We start from the raw sequence: 19,163 nt of genomic DNA, 5'->3' as shown, positions 1-19,163 counted from the left end.
CATGCGCATCAATCCCGCATTCGACCTGCACCCGGCGCAGCAGAACGACCCGGCCAAGATCGACAAGGTCGCGCGCCAGCTGGAAGGCCAGTTCGCACAGATGCTGGTCAAGAGCATGCGCGATGCCAGCTTCGGCGACTCGCTGTTTCCCGGCGAGAACAAGATGTTCCGCGACATGTACGACCAGAAGATCGCCGAGGCGATGACCCGCGGCAAGGGGTTGGGCCTGTCCGGCATGATCACCCGCCAGCTGTCCGGCCAGGCCGCCGAAGGCCCGGCGCTGGATACCCGCGTGGACCCGGCCAAGGCCAGCCGCGCCTACCAGCTCAACGCACCGGACAAGCCGGCACCGTCGCTGCCGCTGGAAGATGGCAGCCAGGCCGTGCGCATGCTGCAGCAGATGGCGGCCGGCGCACAGCACGGTGCACAGGCTGCGCTGGCACCGATGGAACAGGCACTGGACCTGATCGCCGGTCGCGAAAGCAGCACCCTGCACCGCTCGCTGGGCACCGAGGATCCGTACATCGGCGGCCTGCAGGGCGAGGACTGGTCCGCCAACAACGACCAGTGGTCGGCGACGGCCAGCAATCGCGGCACGGCCATGAGCCCGGCCGATGCGATGGCCACCCGGACCGCCGTCGCCCAGCTGGGCGCGCACACCCCGGAAGGTTTCGTCGCCAGCATCTGGCAGCACGCGCAGAGCGCGGCCAGGGAACTGGGCGTGGATGCCCGTGCGCTGGTCGCCCAGGCCGCATTGGAAACCGGTTGGGGCAAGCGCCACATCCGCCAGTCCGACGGCAGCACCTCGCACAACCTGTTCGGCATCAAGGCCACTGGCTGGAATGGCCAGCGCGTTGAAGCCGGCACCCACGAATACGTGGATGGCGTGCGCCGCAACGAAACCGCCAGCTTCCGCGCCTACAGCTCGCCGGCCGAAAGCTTCGCCGACTACGTGCGCCTGCTGAAGACCAGCCCGCGCTACCAGCAGGCCCTGCAGGCCGGCACCGATGTGCAGGGCTTCGCCCGTGGCCTGCAGCGCGCCGGCTATGCCACCGATCCGCGCTACGCCGCCAAGATCGCCGCGATCGCCGGTGGCCCGACCATCGAGCGCGCCGTGGCCGCCGTGGCCGACGCCGGCTCGCGCCTTGGCCAGACCTTCGCCAGCACCGCGACCGCGGCGCTGGGTATCACTCGTCGTTGAGGAACACCATGTCCAGCGTACTTTCCACCGGTACCGGTGCCCTGCTCGCCTTCCAGCGTGCGTTGGCGACCACCAGCCACAACGTGGCCAACCTCAATACGCCCGGCTACAGCCGGCAGAAGGTCAACTTCGCCACCGCCGATCCACAGAACTACGGCTATGGCACGGTCGGCAACGGCACCCGCATCACCGACATCCGCCGCACGGCCGACCAGCTGGCGATCTCGCGCCTGCTCGACAGCAGCGGTGAACTGGCGCGCCTGAAGCAGCTTTCGGGCATGGCCGACCGCGTCAATGCGCTGGTTTCCGACCCGGCCACCAATGTGGCCGGCGTCTGGTCGAACTTCTTCGATTCGGTCAGCGGCCTGTCGTCCAACGCGGCCGGCACCGCCGACCGCCAGAGCATGCTCGACGGCGGCAAGGCGTTGGCCAACCGCTTCGTGCAGCTCAACACCCACCTGAACAACCTCAACAGCGAGGTCAACAACGGCCTGCTGGCCGGTGCCACCGAGGTCAACCGCCTGGCGCAGGAAATCGCGCAGATCAACGGCGCCATCGGCACCAACATCGCCTCTGCCGCACCCGACCTGCTCGACCGCCGCGACCAGCTGATCACCCAGCTGATCGGCTACACCGGTGGCACGGCGGTGATCCAGGACGGCGGCATCATGAATGTCTACACCGCCGGCGGCAACGCGCTGGTGGTGGGTACCACGGCGACCAAGGTCACCACCGTGGCCGACCCGTACCAGCCCGAGCGCCTGCAGCTGGCGCTGGAGACCCAGGGCAACACCATCCGCCTCGACCCGAAGGCGGTTGGCGGCCAGATCGGTGGCCTGCTGGAGTTCCGCGACACCGTGCTGACCCCTGCCCAGGCCGAACTGGGCAAGCTGGCGGTGGGCCTGGCCGAAACCTTCAACCAGGCGCACCACCAGGGCGTCGACCTGTATGGCCAGATGGGCGGGGACTTCTTCAACATCGGCAACCCGCGCGTCACCGGCAACAACAGCAATACCGGCACCGCCAGCCTCAGCGCGACCTACGGCGACCTGGGCAAGCTGGATGCGCAGAACGTGGTGCTGCAGTTCGATGGCACCAACTGGAAGGCCAGCCGCGCCGACACCGGCGCCAGCATTCCGCTGACCGGAACCGGCACCGCCGCCGATCCGCTGCTGATCAACGGCGTCAAGCTGGTCGTCGGCGGCACGCCGGCTGCAAATGACCGCTTCCTGCTGCAGCCGACCGCTGGCGTGGCCGGCAGCATGGAAGTGGCGATCACCGATCCGTCGCGCATCGCCGCCGCTGCAGCGGTGAAGGGCGCGGCCGCCACCGCCAATACCGGTACCGGCAAGCTGAGCGGCGTCACCGTCACCGATTCGACCAACGCCAATCTGCGCAATCCGTCGGCGATCGTGTTCACCTCGGCCACCACCTACACCATCGACGGTGGCCCGCCGCAGACCTACACGCCCGGCCAGACCATCAGTGCCAGCGGCTGGAGCTTCGTGCTGGACGGTGCACCGAAGGTGGGCGATACCTTCAACATCACCCCGACCCCGGCCGGTTCGTCGGACAACAGCAACGCCTCCAAGCTGGCCAAGGTGGAAAGCGCGAAGGCGTTCAACGCCGGAACGGTGACACTGAACGGTGCGCTGGGTGGCCTGACCACCCAGGTCGGCGCCGCCGCACGCTCGGCCGAGTACTCGCTCGACGCGCAGCTGGTGATCAATGACAAGGCGCAGGAAGCCCGCGATGAAATCTCCGGCGTCAACCTGGACGAGGAAGCCGCCGACATGCTGCGCCTGCAGCAGGCCTACCAGGCCGCCTCGCAGCTGATCTCCACCGCCGACAGCATGTTCCAGACCATCCTGGGAGCCGTCCGCCGATGAGCAGCCGTATCTCCACCAGCATGATGTTCAACCAGTCCGTGTCGCTGATGATGGCCAAGCAGGCCAAGCTCAGCCACCTGGAGCAGCAGATCGCCACCGGCAGCAAGATCGTCAGCGCCAAGGACGATCCGGTTGCCGCCGGCACTGCGGTCGGCCTTGACCGCAGCCTGGCCGCACTGGACCGCATGAAGCTCAACGCCGGCAACGTGCAGAACCGCCTGGGCGTGCAGGAAAACACCCTTGCGCAGGTCAACGACCTGATGGCACGCGTCAACGATCTGACCATCCAGGCCAGCAATCCAGCGCTGAGCGCGGCCGACAAGAAAACGCTGATCACCGAAGTCAACCAGATCCGTGATGGCCTGCTGTCGCTGGCCAACGCCGACGATGGCACCGGTCGCTACGTGTTCGGTGGTACCAACGACGGCGACCCGCCGTTTGCCAAGATCAACGGCAAGGTGGTCTACCGCGGCGACCAGACCCAGCGCCAGATCGAAGTCGGCCCCGATACCTACGTGCGCGATGCCCTGCCCGGCAGCGAGATCTTCATGCGCATTCCCACCGGCGATGGCTTCGTTGACGGCAGCGCCGCGGCCGGCAACACCGGCAACGGCGTGCTGACCAACGTCACCCGCGATGGCAGCGACAGCTGGAACGGCCAGGGCTTCAGCGTCCGCTTCACCACCGGCAACCAGTACGAGGTGGTGGACGGTGCGGGCAACGTGACCGGCACCGGTACCTACAAGGCTGGCGACGATCTGGAAGTGAACGGTGTGCGCCTGCGCATCACGGGCGCACCGGCGGCGGGCGACAGTTTCAACGTACAGGCCGCCAGCAGCCGCGACATCTTCGCCACCATGGACAACCTGGTGGCAGCGCTGGGCGCCGACACCGGCACCACCGCGCAGATGACCGCGCAGCAGAACCAGCTGCAGAGTGCATTGCGCGACGTGGCACGCGCGTCCGAGCGGATGATCGATTCGCGTGCCGCAGGCGGTGCACAGTTGAAGGCGCTGGACAACGCGGCCGACATGCGTGAGGCCAATGGCGTGACCCTGAAGACCACGCTGTCGCAGATGCGTGACCTGGATTACGCCGATGCACTGAGCCAGTACCAGCTGCAGAGCACCGCGCTGCAGGCGGCGCAGACGATCTTCTCGCAGATGCAGTCGATGTCGCTGTTCAACAAGCTGCGCTGACGCTTCTCCTGCGTCACCCCTGAAAGGCCGCGATGCCCTGCATCGCGGCCTTTTTCCGTTTGCGGATTCCGCTACCGCTGCGCACGCCGTGCATGCCCTTGCGCCGGCGCCATCTGGCCGTCTCCGGCCGAATTTCCGTGATTGCCCTTCAAGCCCGGCCGCACCCCGCCGATACCTTCATCAGCGCTGGTCAGGCCCCGCCCGACCGCCCCTTCCGGGGCCGCTTCCACCCTGGCAACCGGGCGGAAAACCCCGGAAAAACAGCTTCCGGCAACAAATTCTGGCTCCAGCGGAATTCACGGCTAAAGGTTGTTGACAAAGCGCCGTTATTCATTTGGCAACAGCGAAGCACACAGCCACACAAAAAAACAGGCGGCGCTTCGTTTCATTCACCAACGGGTTCCATATAAGAGGAGACGACCCCATGGCACAGGTAATCAACACCAATACGATGTCGCTCAACGCTCAGCGCAACCTGAGCACCAGCGGCAGCTCGCTCGCTACCACCATCCAGCGCCTCTCGTCCGGCCTGCGCATCAACAGCGCGAAGGACGACGCGGCCGGCCTGGCCATCAGCGAGCGCTTCACCACCCAGATCCGTGGTCTGGACGTGGCCATCCGCAACGCCAACGACGGCATCTCGCTGGCCCAGGTCGCCGAGGGTTCGCTGAATGAAGTCGGCAACAACCTGCAGCGCATCCGCGAACTGGGTGTGCAGGCGTCCAACGCCACCAACTCGGCCAGCGACCGCAAGGCCCTGCAGGCTGAAGTGACCCAGCTGGTCAGCGAGATCGACCGCGTCGCCAAGCAGGCCGACTTCAACGGCACCAAGCTGCTGGACGGCAGCTTCACCAGCCAGCTGTTCCAGGTCGGCGCCAACGCCGGCCAGGCCATCGCCATCAACAGCGTGGTCAACGCCAAGGCGGATTCGCTGGGCGCGGCCACCTTCGCCAACGGCTACACCGGCACCAGCCTGGCAGCGGCCGACAAGGCCACCGCCGACACCACCTACTCCGGCCTGCAGGTCTCGGTAACCCCGCCGGGCGGCACCGCCACCACGGTCACCATCAGCGACTTCACGGTGAAGGCCGGCGAGTCGATCACCTCGGCCACCGCTGCAGCGATCAACAACAAGCTGGGTGAAACCGGCGTGGTTGCCTCGGTCAATGCCGGTGTCGTCAGTCTGGCTTCGGTCAAGGATGGCCAGACCTTCGCCCTGGGCGTCAGCGCGGCGACCCCGCCGGCCGGTGCCACCGCCGCAACCATCGCCGGCCTGGGCCTGACCGAGACCAGCACCAACGGCGGCACGCTGACCGGTGCAGCAGCCAGCTTCGTCAAGGACCTGAACGTCACCACCGCCGAAGGCGCACAGAAGGCGATGTCGATCGTCGACAAGGCCCTGGAATCGGTCAACAGCGTCCGCGCCGACCTCGGCGCGATCCAGAACCGCTTCACCTCGGTGGTGGCCAACCTGCAGACCTCCTCGGAGAACCTGTCCGCATCGCGCAGCCGCATCCGCGATACCGACTTCGCCAAGGAAACCGCCGAACTGACCCGCACCCAGATCCTGCAGCAGGCCGGTACGGCCATGCTGGCCCAGGCCAACCAGGTACCGCAGAACGTGCTCAGCCTGTTGCAGCGCTGACATGAGCCGCCCCCGGGGCACGTCGGGGGCGTCTAACCCAACTCACGTGCAACCGCTCAAGGACCTCTCCTCATGGCACAAGTCATCAACACCAATACGATGTCGTTGAATGCTCAGCGTAACCTGAGCACCAGCGGCAGCTCGCTGGCTACCACCATCCAGCGCCTGTCCTCCGGTTCGCGCATCAACAGCGCCAAGGACGACGCCGCCGGTCTGGCGATCTCCGAGCGCTTCGGCACGCAGATCCGCGGTACCGACGTCGCCATCCGCAATGCCAACGACGGCATCTCGCTGGCCCAGGTCGCCGAAGGTTCGCTGACCGAAATCGGCAACAATCTGCAGCGCGTCCGCGAGCTGTCGGTGCAGGCCTCCAACGCCACCAACTCGGCCAGCGACCGCAAGGCACTGCAGGCCGAAGTGACCCAGCTGGTCTCGGAAATCGACCGCGTCGCCAAGCAGTCGGACTTCAACGGCACCAAGCTGCTGGACGGTTCGTTCTCCAGCCAGCTGTTCCAGGTCGGTGCCAACGCCGGCCAGGCCATCGCCATCGACAAGACCATCGATGCCAAGGCCAATGCCCTGGGCGGCGCCAAGTTCGACACCAACTCGCTGGCCCTGGCCGACCCGGGCACCAACGCTGACTTCAGCACCAGCGGCCTGCAGATCAATGGCGTTGCCATTGCCGACGTCTCGGTCAAGCAGGGCGCCGACGCCGCTGCCACCGGCAAGGCCTCGCGTGAAGCACTGGTGACCGCGATCAACGCCAAGATCGGCGAGACCGGCGTCTACGCTGAAGTGAACGGCACCACCGGCGTGACCCTGACCTCGGTCAAGGACAGCACCAATGCCGACGGCTCGTTCAAGGCCATCACCGCGACCCCGGGCACCTGGACCGGCGCCACCGCGCCGACCTTCACCGCCACCACCGCTGCTGCGGCCCCGGCTGCGAAGTACGCCAGCAATCTGGACGTCAGCACCGTGAAGGGCGCCCAGCAGGCGATGGAAATCGTCGACAAGGCCCTGGGTGCGATCAACAGCACCCGCGCCGACCTCGGTGCGATCCAGAACCGCTTCACCTCGGTCGTGGCGAACCTGCAGACCTCGTCGGAAAACCTGTCGGCTTCGCGCAGCCGCATCAAGGACACCGATTTCGCCAAGGAAACCGCCGAACTGACCCGCACCCAGATCCTGCAGCAGGCCGGTACGGCCATGCTGGCCCAGGCCAACCAGGTGCCGCAGGGCGTGCTCAGCCTGCTGCGCTGATCCGCTCGCTGATCGACCTCCGGGCGCCGCATGGCGCGGCGCCCGGATCCTGAAACACGTTCCACCTTCGCCAAAGGAAAAGCACCATGGCACAAGTCATCAACACCAATACGATGTCCCTGAATGCTCAGCGCAACCTGAGCACCAGCGGCAGCTCGCTGGCTACCACTATCCAGCGCCTGTCCTCCGGTTCGCGCATCAACAGCGCCAAGGACGACGCCGCCGGCCTGGCGATCTCCGAGCGCTTCGGCACGCAGATCCGCGGTACCGACGTCGCCATCCGCAATGCCAACGACGGCATCTCGCTGGCCCAGGTCGCCGAAGGCTCGCTGACCGAAATCGGCAACAACCTGCAGCGCGTCCGCGAGCTGTCGGTGCAGGCCTCCAACGCCACCAACTCGGCCAGCGACCGCAAGGCACTGCAGGCCGAAGTGACCCAGCTGGTCTCGGAAATCGACCGCGTCGCCAAGCAGTCGGACTTCAACGGCACCAAGCTGCTGGACGGCACCTTCTCCAGCCAGCTGTTCCAGGTCGGTGCCAACGCCGGCCAGGCCATCGCCATCGACAAGACCATCGATGCCAAGGCCGGCTCGCTGGGCACCTCGACCTTCGCCACCGGCGCAACTGCCGCCCTGGCTGCCAGCACCGACGGCGCCCGCTTCTCCGGCACAGTGATGGGCGTGGATATCGGCACGGTTGAAGTGAAGGCCGGCGCCACCACGGCCGATGCCTCCAAGGCCGTCGCTACCGCCATCAACGCCAAGATCGGCGAGGCCGGCATCTACGCCGAAGCCAATTCCGACGGCACCCTGAAGCTGAGCTCGGTGAAGGAAGGCAAGGCTGTCGCCGCTGCCGATATCGCCCTGATGCGCAGCGACTACGACGCGACCGCCAAGACCTGGGGCACCGCGGCGGCTGCGGGCGCCTACACCGCCGGCACCGATACCTCGGCCAACGTGCAGAAGCTGGACGTGAGCACCGTGCTCGGCGCCCAGCAGGCGCTGGAAGTGGTCGACAAGGCCCTGGGTGCGATCAACAGCACCCGCGCCGACCTCGGTGCGATCCAGAACCGCTTCACCTCGGTCGTGGCCAACCTGCAGACCTCGTCGGAAAACCTGTCGGCATCGCGCAGCCGCATCAAGGACACCGACTTCGCCAAGGAAACCGCCGAACTGACCCGCACCCAGATCCTGCAGCAGGCCGGTACGGCCATGCTGGCCCAGGCAAACCAGGTGCCGCAGGGCGTGCTCAGCCTGCTGCGCTGATCCACGGCAAGAAGGCGCCGCTACCGTCGGGTCGAACCGACGGTAGCGGCAACCGGGAAGCCACGATGCACGAAGGCGCGGGCCATGCCCGGCCCGGGATCACTCCCGAACCGGCTTGGCATCGCCCGCTCCTGCGGACCTCTCTTTCAGCGCTGTACCTTTGACTGTACGTACCGGGCGGCTTCGTCTCCCCCCGATTGTCAGTAGCCTGATCCCTCCCCTGCATTGGGGGAGGGCTTTTTGCAGACTCCCGGCAGCCCGCGGTGAACCTACCCGCACCCTGCCCCAACCCTCCTGCAACCCGCGTGCCAGAAACCGCGCCAGGCCATTGGCACGGCACATGCATCAACGAAGTCCTCAAGACCCAGCGGCGCAGGCCGCTATTTTCGTTGACGACGGGCCACCGCACGGCGGCCAGGCCCGGATACCAGGAGAAACGACGTGGCAGACTTTGGATACGGTGGCATCGGCTCGGGACTGGATATTTCCAGCATCGTCAACCAGCTGGTCGCAGCTGACCGCAAGCCCGCCGACAATGCGCTGAACCTGCAGCAGTCCAAGGCCAAGATGCAGCTGTCGTCGATCGGCACCGTCACTGCGGCGTTCGACAAGCTCAAGACGGCATTGACCGCACTGAAGGCCACCACCGCCTTCGATACCCGTACCGTGACCGCCACCGGCAAGGCCGGCCCGACCAACGCCGACGACGTGCTGACCGCATCGGTGGCGCTGTACGACGTCGGCACGACCAAGGCAGCGGCCTCCAACGGCACCCACCTGGTGGAGGTGAAATCCCTCGCCACGGCGCACAAGCTGATTGCCGACACCTCGTTCCCCAAGACCGACACCTTCGGCGCCGGAACGTTGACGCTGACCGTTGGCGTTGGTGACAAGGCCAAGACCATGAACGTGGCGGTGGAGGACGGCGATACGCTGACCACCATCCGCAACAAGATCGACGCCGCCGGCCGCAAGGACGGCGTGCAGGCCACGCTGATCAGCTCCGGCGACAACCAGTACCTGTCGATCGCCCAGGAAAAGACCGGCGCCGCCAATGCGATCAAGCTGGAGTACAGCGGCAGCGACCCGAAGCTGGGTGCACTGGTCGGCAGTCTCAAGCAGAACACCCCGGCGGCCGATGCCGAGCTGACCATCGACGGCGTGACGGTTGTCAGTGCGAGCAACACCGTGGCGGACGCGGTGCCGGGCCTGACCCTGAACCTCAAGATTCCCGGCAAGAGCACGGTGGTGATCAGCACCGACACCGCCGCCGCGACCAAGGTCATGCAGGAGTTCGTGACCGCCTACAACGCGGCGATCGCAGCGATCAATACCGAAACCAAGTACGACGCCAAGACCAAGGAAGCCGCCACGCTGACCGGCGACGCGCAGATGCGTGGCGCCTCCAGCCAGTTGCGCTCGGTGATGTCGGGGGTGTTGAAGGCGCTTTCCGCCGATGGCCTGGACCCGAAGGTGCTGGGCCTGCAGACGCGCGGCTATCCCAACGCCGACGGCACCCTGGTGCTGGACACCACCAAGTTTGCCGCAGCACTGGCCAGCCAGCCCGAAAAGATCCGCTCGGCCATCACCGGCGATACCGGCGGTGCAGGCACGCTGTACACGATGGTCGACGGCTACGTCAGCACCACGGTCGGCAAGGAGGGCGCGTTCGTCGCCCGCACCAAGGGCCTGAACACCACGCTGGACAACATCGACAAGCGCCGCAAGGATCTCGACACGCGCATGAAGAGCGTGGAAGAGCGTTACAAGAAACAGTTCCTGGCGCTGGACAGCCTGATGGGCAAGTTGCAGCAGAGCAATACCGCGCTGCAGCAGCAGCTGGCACAGTTGAACCGCTGACGATGCGTGCGCGGCACTCAAGTTTGCCGTGCAACGCACCGATAACGGACGCAACAGCAATCATCGCCGCGCCGTCGGAACCGATCCCCACGATCACCCGACGGCACCCCGCGCAAGGAGAATCACGAATGTACGGTTCCAGCCGTCAATATGCCGAGCAATACCGCCAGGTGGGAGTGACCAGTGCGGTCGCCGATGCCGATCCGCACAAGCTGGTGGCGATGCTGCTGGCTGGTGCGCTGGAGCGCGTGCGGCGCGCCCTGGCCAGCCTCGAGCGTGGCGACCAGGCCGGCAAGGGCAAGGCGATCGGCGAAGTCTGCGCGATCGTCGGCCACCTCAACGGCTCGCTGGACCATGAGGCCGGTGGCGAGATCGCCGGAAACCTGTCGGCGCTCTATGACTACGTGCTGCAGCGACTGACCGAGGCCAACCTGCACAACGACCGTGCCGCGCTGGATGAATCGCTGCAGCTGCTGGGCGAGATCGACAGCGCCTGGAATGCGATCCCGCACGAACAGCGCCGCCCGGCCGCGGTGGCGCCATGAGCCTGCACGAACTGCATGCGCAGCTGGATGCCTTCGAGAAGGCCTTGGGCGAAGAATCCCTCGACCAGGCCGACAGCCTGCTCGACGGCCACGACAGCACCCTGCACGCCCTGCTCAGCCAGCCGCTGACCGCCGCCGACCACGCTCCGCTGACGGCCCTGTTCGAGCGCCAGCAGAATCTGCTCGGCCTGCTGCGCCAGCGCCGTGATGCCGTGGCCGCACTGATGAACGACGGCCAGCGCTCCCTTCGCGCGGCGCATGCCTACCTGCAGGCAGAATCGCTGGCATGACCTCGCTGCCGACCACCTCGCTGCACCACCCGGCCGAAAGCGAGCTGTTCGACGAGACGCTCAGCTGCGAACTGGCCCTGCCCGTCGAATTCCAGGCGGGCAGCGCGGCCGGCCGCACCAGCAGCGCCGAAGGCCTGCTGCGCAGCCTGGCGCTGGTCGAGGACAGCCGCGTCGACGAGCATGACGAACGCAACGAAGCCAGCCTGCAGCTGCAGCGTCTGGAAGCCAAGCTGGACCTGGCGATGGTGCTGCTCGGCCGGCTGGTGCGCCAGCAGGGCCAGGAGCTGACCCTGCGCCCGGTGCGCTGGTCGCGGCGTGGCATCCGCCTTCAGCTGGGCCCGCGCAGTGGTGCCACCCCCGGCCAGGCCGGCGTGGTGCGCCTGCAGCCCAGCGACTGGCTGCCCGACCACATCGACCTGCCGGTGGAAGTCATCGCCGAGGCGGCCGACGGCAGTGGCGGCCATTTCCTCTGGCTGCGCTTCCAGCGCCTGGGCGACGGCCTGGAGATGGCGATGGAGCGGCACCTGTTCCGCCTGCACCGCCGCCAGGTGGCCGAGGCGCGCCGCGCACGTTGAAACCCGCCACCCTGGCACTGCACGGCCGACCCTTGGCGCGCCCGTTCAGCTAAGTTAAGGTGGACTCCCCTACACGGATCCGTTGCGTGCCTGTGCGAGTTCTCATCGTCGACGATCACACCCTCGTCCGCGCCGGCCTGGCGCGGCTGCTGCAGGGGTTTGCCGACGTGCAGCTCGTCGCCGAGGCCAGCAACGCCGAGCAGGCCCTGCAGCTGGCCCTGCAGCACGCACCGGACGTGGTGCTGATGGATCTCTCGCTGCCCGGCCGCACCGGCCTGGAAGCACTCAGCGATATCCGCCTGCGCGCACCCGGCACCCGGGTGGTGATGATGACCATGCACGACGAAGCCGCGCACGTGCGCGATGCACTGGATCGCGGCGCGGTCGGTTTCGTGGTCAAGGATGCAGCACCGCAGGAGCTGGAACTGGCACTGCGTGCTGCGCACGCCGGCCAGGTGTTCCTGAGCCCGCAGATCTCGGCCAAGATGCTGGCGCCCATGCTGGGCCGCGAGAAGCCCACCGGCATCGCCGCGCTGTCGCCGCGCCAGCGCGAGATCCTGCGCCGCATCGGCAAGGGCGAAAGCAACAAGGAAATCGCCGCCGATCTCGGCATCAGCGTCAAGACGGTGGAGACCCACCGCGCACGCATGATGGAGTCGCTGGGTTGCCGGCGCGCCAATGATCTGTTGCTGCTGGCCGCACGCCACCAGCACGAGCTGGAATGATTGCCTGCTGGTGGGGTCAGATCCCTTTCCTGTGGAAAGGGATCTGACCCCTGCCCGGCACTGCACCGGCGACGAATTCCCGTCACCCTGACAGGCCCTGACAGGAATCCGTGCACGACGCACCGCGAACACGGCCGGTTCGGCACCACGAATCAATGACTTGGCGGCGGCCTTCGTCAACATCCCGCGCAAATGTGGGGAAAACCCCTACATCCTGTCGGGATATCTACGAAAGCCCTCAGGAACCCCCCGATTCCGCCCCCGCCGGATCAAAAGCAAGATGCGTTCCACAAGGCGCCGGGGAGCGGTGCCAGGGAACCACGATGAAGGCTGCACTCTCGACCCAGCTGGGCCAACAACTTCACCTCACCCCGCAGCTGCTGCAGTCGATCCGGCTGCTGCAGCTCGATGGCCTGCACCTGGAACAGGAAATCCAGCGCCTGCTGGACTCCAACCCGCTGCTGGAGATCGAAGAGGCCGAAGCGCCCGCGGCCGAGGCCACTGAAGCGAGTGCCACCACCCTCGACACCGCCGCCTTCGACGAACTGCCCGAGTCGTCGATGTGGGACGTGGCGGGTGCCAACTGGCAGGACGGTGACGACGACCGCATGGCGCGCATCGCCGCCGGCGAGTCGACCGACCCGCAGCTGCGCGTGCTGCAGCGCCTGTCGCTGGACATGGACGACCGCCAGCTGGCGGTGGCTGCATTCTGGCTGGACCACTGCGATGAAGCCGGCTACCTGCAGGCACCGCTGGACCAGCTGCAGCTTCTCGCCAGCGCCCAGTTCGACATCACCGCCGACGGCGTGGAAGCCATCCGCCAGCAGCTGCTGCATGGCGAGCCGGCCGGCATGGCCGCGCAGGACCTGCGCGAAGGCCTGCAGGCCCAGCTGCGCAGCCTGCAGGGCGTGGTGCCGGCCCGCCACCTGGCGGCCCGCATCCTGGATGGCGCGCTCGATGCGTTGGCCGCCCACGACTACCCCGCCCTCGCCCGCCAGCACGACGCCGAGATCGACGACGTGCGCGAGGCGGTGCGCCTGATCCTCTCGCTGCAGCCGCGCCCCGGCGACAGCCTGCTGCCCGAACGCAACGCCGTGGTGGTGCCGGACGTGGTCGCCTGGCACGCCGATGGGCAATGGAAGGTCGCCCTGAACCCGGCCACCAGCCGCCGCGTCTCGATCAACAGCCAGTACGAACAGGCCCTGGCCGAAACCAGCGAAGCCGCCCCGGCGCTGCGCGAGATGCTGCAGGAAGCGCGCTGGTTCAGCCGCGGCCTGTCGATGCGCTACGACACCCTGCTGCGCACCGCGCGGGTGATCGTCGAGCGGCAGGCCGCCTTCCTGGTCCGTGGCGAAGAGGCCATGGCCCCGCTGACCCTGAAGGAAGTGGCCGAAGAAATCGGCATGCACGAGTCCACCGTCTCGCGCATCACCACCGGCAAGTTCCTGCAGACCCCTCGCGGCACCTTCGAACTGAAGCACTTCTTCGCCGTGCGCCTGGAAGGCGCCAGCGTCTCCGGCCAGGCGGTGAAGGCCATGGTCCGCCGCCTGATCGACGCCGAACCGGCCGGCCGCCCGCTGGCCGACGAGGCCATTGCCGGCCTGCTGTCACGCCAGGGGGTGAACATTGCACGCCGAACCGTCGCAAAATACCGAGAACAACTGGATATCGCCCCGGCCCGCGAACGGCGCCGGCTCAGCGCCAGGCAACCCCAGCTGGCCCGGGTGGGCTGAAAAGGATGTTGGACATGAACAAGCTCACGGTCCTGCTGGTCGATGACCACGAGGGCTTCATCAACGCGGCGATGCGCCATTTCCGCAAGATCGACTGGCTGCAGATCGTCGGCAGCGCCGGCAACGGCCTGGAAGCGATCGAACGCTCGGAAACGCTGCGCCCGCAGGTGGTGCTGATGGACCTAGCGATGCCGGAAATGGGCGGCCTGCAGGCCACCCGCCTGATCAAGTCGCAGGACGATGCACCGTACATCGTGATCGCCAGCCACTTCGACGACGCCGAACACCGCGAACACGCGCTGCGTGCCGGCGCCGACAATTTTGTCAGCAAGCTGTCCTACATCCAGGAAGTCATGCCGATCCTGGAAGGCCTCAGGGAGGATCGATCGTGAGCGAATCGCGCATCCTGGTGCTGGACAACGACGCCGTGCGCGCTGAGCGCACCGTTGCCCTGCTGGAATTCATGGACTTCAACCCGCGCTGGGTTTCCGACGCGGCCGACTTCGACCTGGGCCGCCAGCGCCAGAACGACTGGATGGCCGTGATCGTCGGCAGCCTGGACGACACCGCTGCCAGCACGGCGCTGTACAACTGGCTGGGCGGCAGCAGCCTGCCGCCGCCGGTGCTGCTGGCCGATGGTGATGCCGCAGCGTTTGCCCAGCAGCACGGGCTGCACGAAGCCAACATCTGGCCGCTGGAAACGCCGCTGCGCCACGCGCAGATGGAAGCCCTGCTGCGCCGCGCCAGCCTCAAGCGCCTGGACGCCGAACACCAGGCCGGCGCCGCGCAGGACCAGGGACCGACCGGCAACGGCCCGGCAGTGACCGAGCTGCGCACCATGATCGAACAGGTGGCCGCGTTCGACACCACCGTGCTGGTGCTGGGCGAATCCGGTACCGGCAAGGAAGTGGTGTCGCGCGCGATCCACCAGCGCTCGCCGCGCCGCGATGGCCCGTTCGTGGCGATCAACTGCGGCGCCATTCCGGCCGACCTGCTGGAAAGCGAACTGTTCGGCCACGAAAAGGGCGCCTTCACCGGTGCGCTGACCGCGCGCAAGGGTCGTTTCGAAATGGCCGAAGGCGGCACCCTGCTGCTCGACGAAATCGGCGACATGAGCCTGCCGATGCAGGTGAAGCTGCTGCGCGTGCTGCAGGAGCGCAGTTTCGAGCGCGTCGGCGGCAACCAGACCATCCGCTGCAACGTGCGCGTCGTGGCAGCGACCCACCGCGACCTGGAAACCCGCATCGCCGAAGGCAAGTTCCGCGAGGACCTGTTCTACCGCCTCAACGTGTTCCCGATCGACGTGCCCGCGCTGCGCGAGCGCCGCGAGGACCTGCCGGCGCTGGTGGAAACCATCGCCGCACAGCTGGCCCGTACCGGCCGTGGCGAAGTGCGCTTCACCCCGGAAGCGTTGCAGGCCCTGGCCGGCTACGAATGGCCGGGCAACGTGCGCGAGCTGACCAACCTGGTCGAGCGCCTGGCGGTGCTGCATCCGGGTGGTTCGGTGCGCGTGCAGGACCTGCCGGCGCGCTATCGTGGCGATGCCGCGCTGGCCGTCCCGGCACCGGCGCCGGCGGCTCCAGTCGCCAGCGAAGAACGCCTGGACCTGCGCAGCTTCTCGTTCCACACCCCGGGCAGCGGCGGCCAGCCAGCGCTGGAGCACGGCATCGCAGTCAATCGCGCTGCAGCCCCGGCGGCACTGCCCGACGACGGCCTGGACCTGCGCAACCACATGGCCAACATCGAACTGGGCCTGATCAACGAAGCACTGGAGCGCACCCAGGGCGTGGTCGCCCATGCCGCCCAGCTGCTTGGCCTGCGCCGCACCACCCTGGTGGAAAAGCTGCGCAAGTACGGCATCGAACGCGAGCAGGCCGAACTGGCCGGCTGAACCGCGTTGCCAGCATGAAGGGGGCACGAACGCCTGGGCTTGCCCGGGCGTTGGTGTTTGTGGCGCCCGGGGTCAGATCCCTTTCCTGCGGAAAGGGATCTGACCCCACTGCATTTGCACGTTTTCCTAGAGACAACGGAATCGCACTGCGGAGCATGGCAAGGACACCCATGGAGGTTCCACCATGCATCGCCTCACCCTGTTCGTCGCCCTGCTCTACCCCGGCTTTGCCACCGCTGCCACCTGCACCCTGCCCACCACGCTGGACCAGCGCCAGTTCACCAACCTCAGCGACCCGCTGTACGCGCCGGACAATCCCAACGCGGGCCGCATGGTGCAGGTCAGCTTTGCCGGCAACCAGTACGTGCTGGACATCCTCGGCACTGATCTCCGCATCGGCGGCAGCTACCGCTACCAGCGCCTGGCCCCGCATATCGGGGAAATCCAGATGACCGAGGCCCACCCGGCCGGCCCCGCCCGCTACACCCTGCTGCTGACCTGCCTGGGCGACCGCCAGGGCCACTTCATCTACACCCAGCACGACGGCCCCATCGCACCGCGCCAGCGCCAGAATTCCGGCCGCTGGACCCTGCAGCCGTAGGCCAGAAAACCGACGCCGGATAAATGGCGCCTTCAACGGGGTCAGAGCCCGTTGCACAGCAACGGGATCCGACCCCGTGCCGACCAACGGTCGGCACCCACCATCACCATCACCATCACCATCACCATCATCAGCAGCAGCAGGTTCCAACAGATCGCGGCCAACTGTCGAAGGCGGGGTGGGTCCGGTTGCGGGGGCGTGAGCGCCATGGATGGCGCGACCGAGCCTACAGGGACGTATTCACGGCGCCCCCCGCAACCGGACCCACCCCGCCAACCCACGGAGAGCCTGCTTTTGACGTTGACGTTGACGTGGCCTCGGCGGGTGCAGGGCGCCGCCCTGCCAGCGCACACCCCCACCCTCACTTCACTGAATCGAAAACCGGTTTCGGCACGGCACTTGCACCTGCTCCAGCAGACAACCCCATCCCCTGTTTCTGGAACCGTTGCAGATGTCCCACTCCGTCACTTCGATCCTTTCGCAGATCCGCTCCTATCAGACCCAGATGGGACAGCCGGCGCTCAACCCGCTGGGCGAAACGCCGCGCAGCAATGCCCTGCCGGGCACGGTGCTGGATGCGCCGCAGGTGCAGCCGGCCAGCTTCACCGAAACCCTGCGTGGTGCGATTGCCGGCGTCAACGACGCGCAACAGAAATCCGGCGCCCTCGCCAAGGCCTTCGAAATGGGCGACCCCAGCGCCGACCTGGCCAAGGTGATGGTCGCCTCGCAGCAGTCCCAGATCGCCTTCCGCGCCACCGTGGAAGTCCGCAACCGTCTCGTCCAGGCTTACCAGGACGTGATGAATATGCCGCTGTAAGGAACGTTGACGCATGGCACTGACGCTCTCCAAGGACAGCCTGAACGCCGAGAAGGCCGGGCAATGGTTCGACCGCCTGCAGAGTCTGCAGATCACCCGTCGGCTGGGCCTGATGGCGATGATCGCAGTGGCGGTGGCGGCAGGCCTGTCCGTGTTCTTCTGGTCGCAGAAGCCGGGCATGGTCCCGCTGTACACCGGCCTGGACCAGAAGGCGACCGCTGAAGCGACCGACCTGCTGCGCGCCGCGCAGATTCCGTTCGCGCTCGACCCGGCCACCGGTGGCATCACCGTGCCGGAAAAGAACCTGCACGACGCCCGCCTGAAGCTGGCCGGCTCCGGCCTGACCGACAGCGGCAAGCTCGGCTTCGAGCTGATGGAACGCGACCCGGGCTTCGGCGTCAGCCAGTTCGTGGAAAGCGCGCGCTACCAGCATGCGCTGGAAACCGAGCTGTCGCGCACCATCAATACGCTGCGCCCGGTGCGCGATTCGCGCGTGCACCTGGCCATTCCCAAGCCCAGCGCGTTCACCCGCCAGCGTGACGTAGCCAGCGCCTCGGTCACCCTGGAACTGCGTGGCGGCCAGCAGCTGGAACGCAGCCAGGTCGATGCCATCGTGCACATGGTCGCCGCCAGCATTCCGGACCTCGCGCCGGAACGGGTGACCGTGGTCGACCAGAGCGGGCGCATGCTCAGCATCACCGACCCGAACAGCGAGGCTGCGGTCAACGCGGCCCAGTTCGAGCAGGTGCGCCGCCAGGAAACCTCGTTCAACCAGCGCATCCGCGAACTGCTGGAACCGATGACCGGCCCCGGCCGGGTCAACCCGGAAGTGAGCGTGGACATGGATTTCTCGGTGACCGAGGAAGCCCGCGAGCTCTACAACGGTGAACCGCAGAAGCTGCGCAGCGAGCAGATGAGCGAGAACACCACCAGCACGCCGGGCCCGCAGGGCGTGCCGGGTGCGACCAGCAACAGCCCGCCGGGCCAGCAGGCCGCACCGGCCACCGCGCAGACCCCGACCGAAAGCAGCAAGAACGCGACCCGCAACTACGAGCTGGACCGCACCCTGCAGCACACCCGCCAGCCGGCCGGCCGCATCAAACGCGTGTCGGTGGCGGTGCTGGTGGACAACGTGCCGCGCGCCGGTGCCAACGGCAAGGTCGCACCGCAGCCGCTGTCGGCCGCCGAACTGACCCGCGTCGAGGCGCTGGTCAAGCAGGCCGTCGGCTTCAACGCCGAGCGTGGCGACACCGTGTCGGTGATGAACGCCCCGTTCGTGCGTGACACCACGCCGGTCGAAGGCCCGGCCTGGTGGGAGCTGCCGTGGGTGCACGATGCCGGCCGCATGCTGCTTGGCGCGGTGGTGGTGCTGGCGCTGCTGTTCGGCGTGCTGCGCCCGGCGCTGCGCGCGATCACCGGCCAGAGCAAGAAGAACGACGAACAGGCACTCGAGCCGCATACGGCGGACGTGCAGCTGGTCGATGACGATGGCATGCCGCTGCCGGCGCTGGGCGCCGACCGGGCCAGCCTGGGCGGGCCGGATGCGCTGGCCCTGCCGGTGGATTCATATGAGGAACGACTGCGGATGGCGCGTGAAGCCGTGAAGACCGACTCCAAGCGCGTGGCCCAGGTGGTCAAGGGTTGGGTGGCCAATGACTGAGGCA

Annotated in this window: 17 protein-coding genes; all 17 read left to right on the top strand. The window is 67.2% G+C overall.

Annotated elements, in window-relative coordinates:
• The first annotated feature begins 1 nt into the window (after position 1).
• Entirely contained in the window at positions 2 to 1,201 is a 1,200-nt protein-coding gene (gene flgJ, locus ACUZUJ_RS10645) for a flagellar assembly peptidoglycan hydrolase FlgJ (RefSeq protein ID WP_458219965.1), read from the top strand.
• An 8-nt stretch (positions 1,202 to 1,209) separates the two neighbouring features.
• Positions 1,210 to 3,090 (top strand): flagellar hook-associated protein FlgK, encoded by a 1,881-nt coding sequence (gene flgK, locus ACUZUJ_RS10640; RefSeq protein WP_458219964.1) that lies wholly within the window; start codon positions 1,210 to 1,212, stop codon positions 3,088 to 3,090.
• A complete protein-coding gene (flgL, locus tag ACUZUJ_RS10635; protein WP_049442736.1) occupies positions 3,087 to 4,289 on the top strand; it encodes a flagellar hook-associated protein FlgL in 1,203 nt (400 codons plus the stop codon). Before flgK ends, flgL begins: the two co-directional genes overlap by 4 nt.
• A gap of 424 nt (positions 4,290 to 4,713) precedes the next feature.
• Positions 4,714 to 5,934: a flagellin gene (locus ACUZUJ_RS10630; RefSeq protein WP_014037121.1), complete on the top strand. Its 1,221-nt coding sequence runs from the start codon at positions 4,714 to 4,716 to the stop codon at positions 5,932 to 5,934.
• Positions 5,935 to 6,006: 72 nt separating this feature from the next.
• Positions 6,007 to 7,197: a flagellin gene (locus ACUZUJ_RS10625; RefSeq protein WP_510468083.1), complete on the top strand. Its 1,191-nt coding sequence runs from the start codon at positions 6,007 to 6,009 to the stop codon at positions 7,195 to 7,197.
• A gap of 86 nt (positions 7,198 to 7,283) precedes the next feature.
• Positions 7,284 to 8,462 carry a flagellin gene (locus tag ACUZUJ_RS10620; protein ID WP_075674529.1) on the top strand — a complete coding sequence of 393 codons (1,179 nt, stop codon included), beginning with the start codon at positions 7,284 to 7,286 and terminating at the stop codon, positions 8,460 to 8,462.
• A gap of 441 nt (positions 8,463 to 8,903) precedes the next feature.
• Complete coding sequence (fliD, locus tag ACUZUJ_RS10615) at positions 8,904 to 10,322, top strand: flagellar filament capping protein FliD (RefSeq protein ID WP_075674530.1); 1,419 nt, start codon at positions 8,904 to 8,906, stop codon at positions 10,320 to 10,322.
• A gap of 128 nt (positions 10,323 to 10,450) precedes the next feature.
• Entirely contained in the window at positions 10,451 to 10,867 is a 417-nt protein-coding gene (gene fliS, locus ACUZUJ_RS10610) for a flagellar export chaperone FliS (RefSeq protein ID WP_005416447.1), read from the top strand.
• On the top strand, positions 10,864 to 11,157 hold the full coding sequence (locus tag ACUZUJ_RS10605) for a hypothetical protein (RefSeq protein ID WP_010485909.1): 294 nt from the start codon (positions 10,864 to 10,866) through the stop codon (positions 11,155 to 11,157). Before fliS ends, ACUZUJ_RS10605 begins: the two co-directional genes overlap by 4 nt.
• Complete coding sequence (locus ACUZUJ_RS10600; protein WP_075674531.1) at positions 11,154 to 11,732, top strand: PilZ domain-containing protein; 579 nt, start codon at positions 11,154 to 11,156, stop codon at positions 11,730 to 11,732. Before ACUZUJ_RS10605 ends, ACUZUJ_RS10600 begins: the two co-directional genes overlap by 4 nt.
• A 92-nt stretch (positions 11,733 to 11,824) precedes the next feature.
• The gene (locus tag ACUZUJ_RS10595; RefSeq protein WP_458220843.1) at positions 11,825 to 12,457 is read left to right on the top strand and encodes a response regulator; all 633 of its coding nucleotides are present in this window, start codon (positions 11,825 to 11,827) and stop codon (positions 12,455 to 12,457) included.
• Between the two features lie 323 nt (positions 12,458 to 12,780).
• The gene (rpoN, locus tag ACUZUJ_RS10590) at positions 12,781 to 14,190 is read left to right on the top strand and encodes an RNA polymerase factor sigma-54 (protein WP_458220841.1); all 1,410 of its coding nucleotides are present in this window, start codon (positions 12,781 to 12,783) and stop codon (positions 14,188 to 14,190) included.
• Positions 14,191 to 14,204: 14 nt separating this feature from the next.
• Entirely contained in the window at positions 14,205 to 14,582 is a 378-nt protein-coding gene (locus tag ACUZUJ_RS10585; protein ID WP_010485922.1) for a response regulator, read from the top strand.
• A complete protein-coding gene (locus ACUZUJ_RS10580) occupies positions 14,579 to 16,081 on the top strand; it encodes a sigma-54 dependent transcriptional regulator (protein ID WP_049442743.1) in 1,503 nt (500 codons plus the stop codon). The genes ACUZUJ_RS10585 and ACUZUJ_RS10580 overlap by 4 nt, the downstream gene beginning before the upstream one ends.
• 184 nt (positions 16,082 to 16,265) lie before the next feature.
• A complete protein-coding gene (locus ACUZUJ_RS10575; protein WP_458220840.1) occupies positions 16,266 to 16,682 on the top strand; it encodes a hypothetical protein in 417 nt (138 codons plus the stop codon).
• Between the two features lie 451 nt (positions 16,683 to 17,133).
• Positions 17,134 to 17,499, top strand: coding sequence for a flagellar hook-basal body complex protein FliE (gene fliE, locus ACUZUJ_RS10570; RefSeq protein WP_014037113.1), 366 nt, complete (start codon positions 17,134 to 17,136; stop codon positions 17,497 to 17,499).
• A 13-nt stretch (positions 17,500 to 17,512) separates the two neighbouring features.
• Positions 17,513 to 19,159: a flagellar basal-body MS-ring/collar protein FliF gene (fliF, locus tag ACUZUJ_RS10565; protein WP_049442745.1), complete on the top strand. Its 1,647-nt coding sequence runs from the start codon at positions 17,513 to 17,515 to the stop codon at positions 19,157 to 19,159.
• Positions 19,160 to 19,163 lie beyond the last annotated feature (4 nt).

It is taken from the genome of Stenotrophomonas sp. S4, from assembly GCF_054187805.2.
The sequence above is the reverse complement of the archived record's forward strand: the minus strand, read 5'-3'. Positions and strand labels throughout refer to the sequence as shown.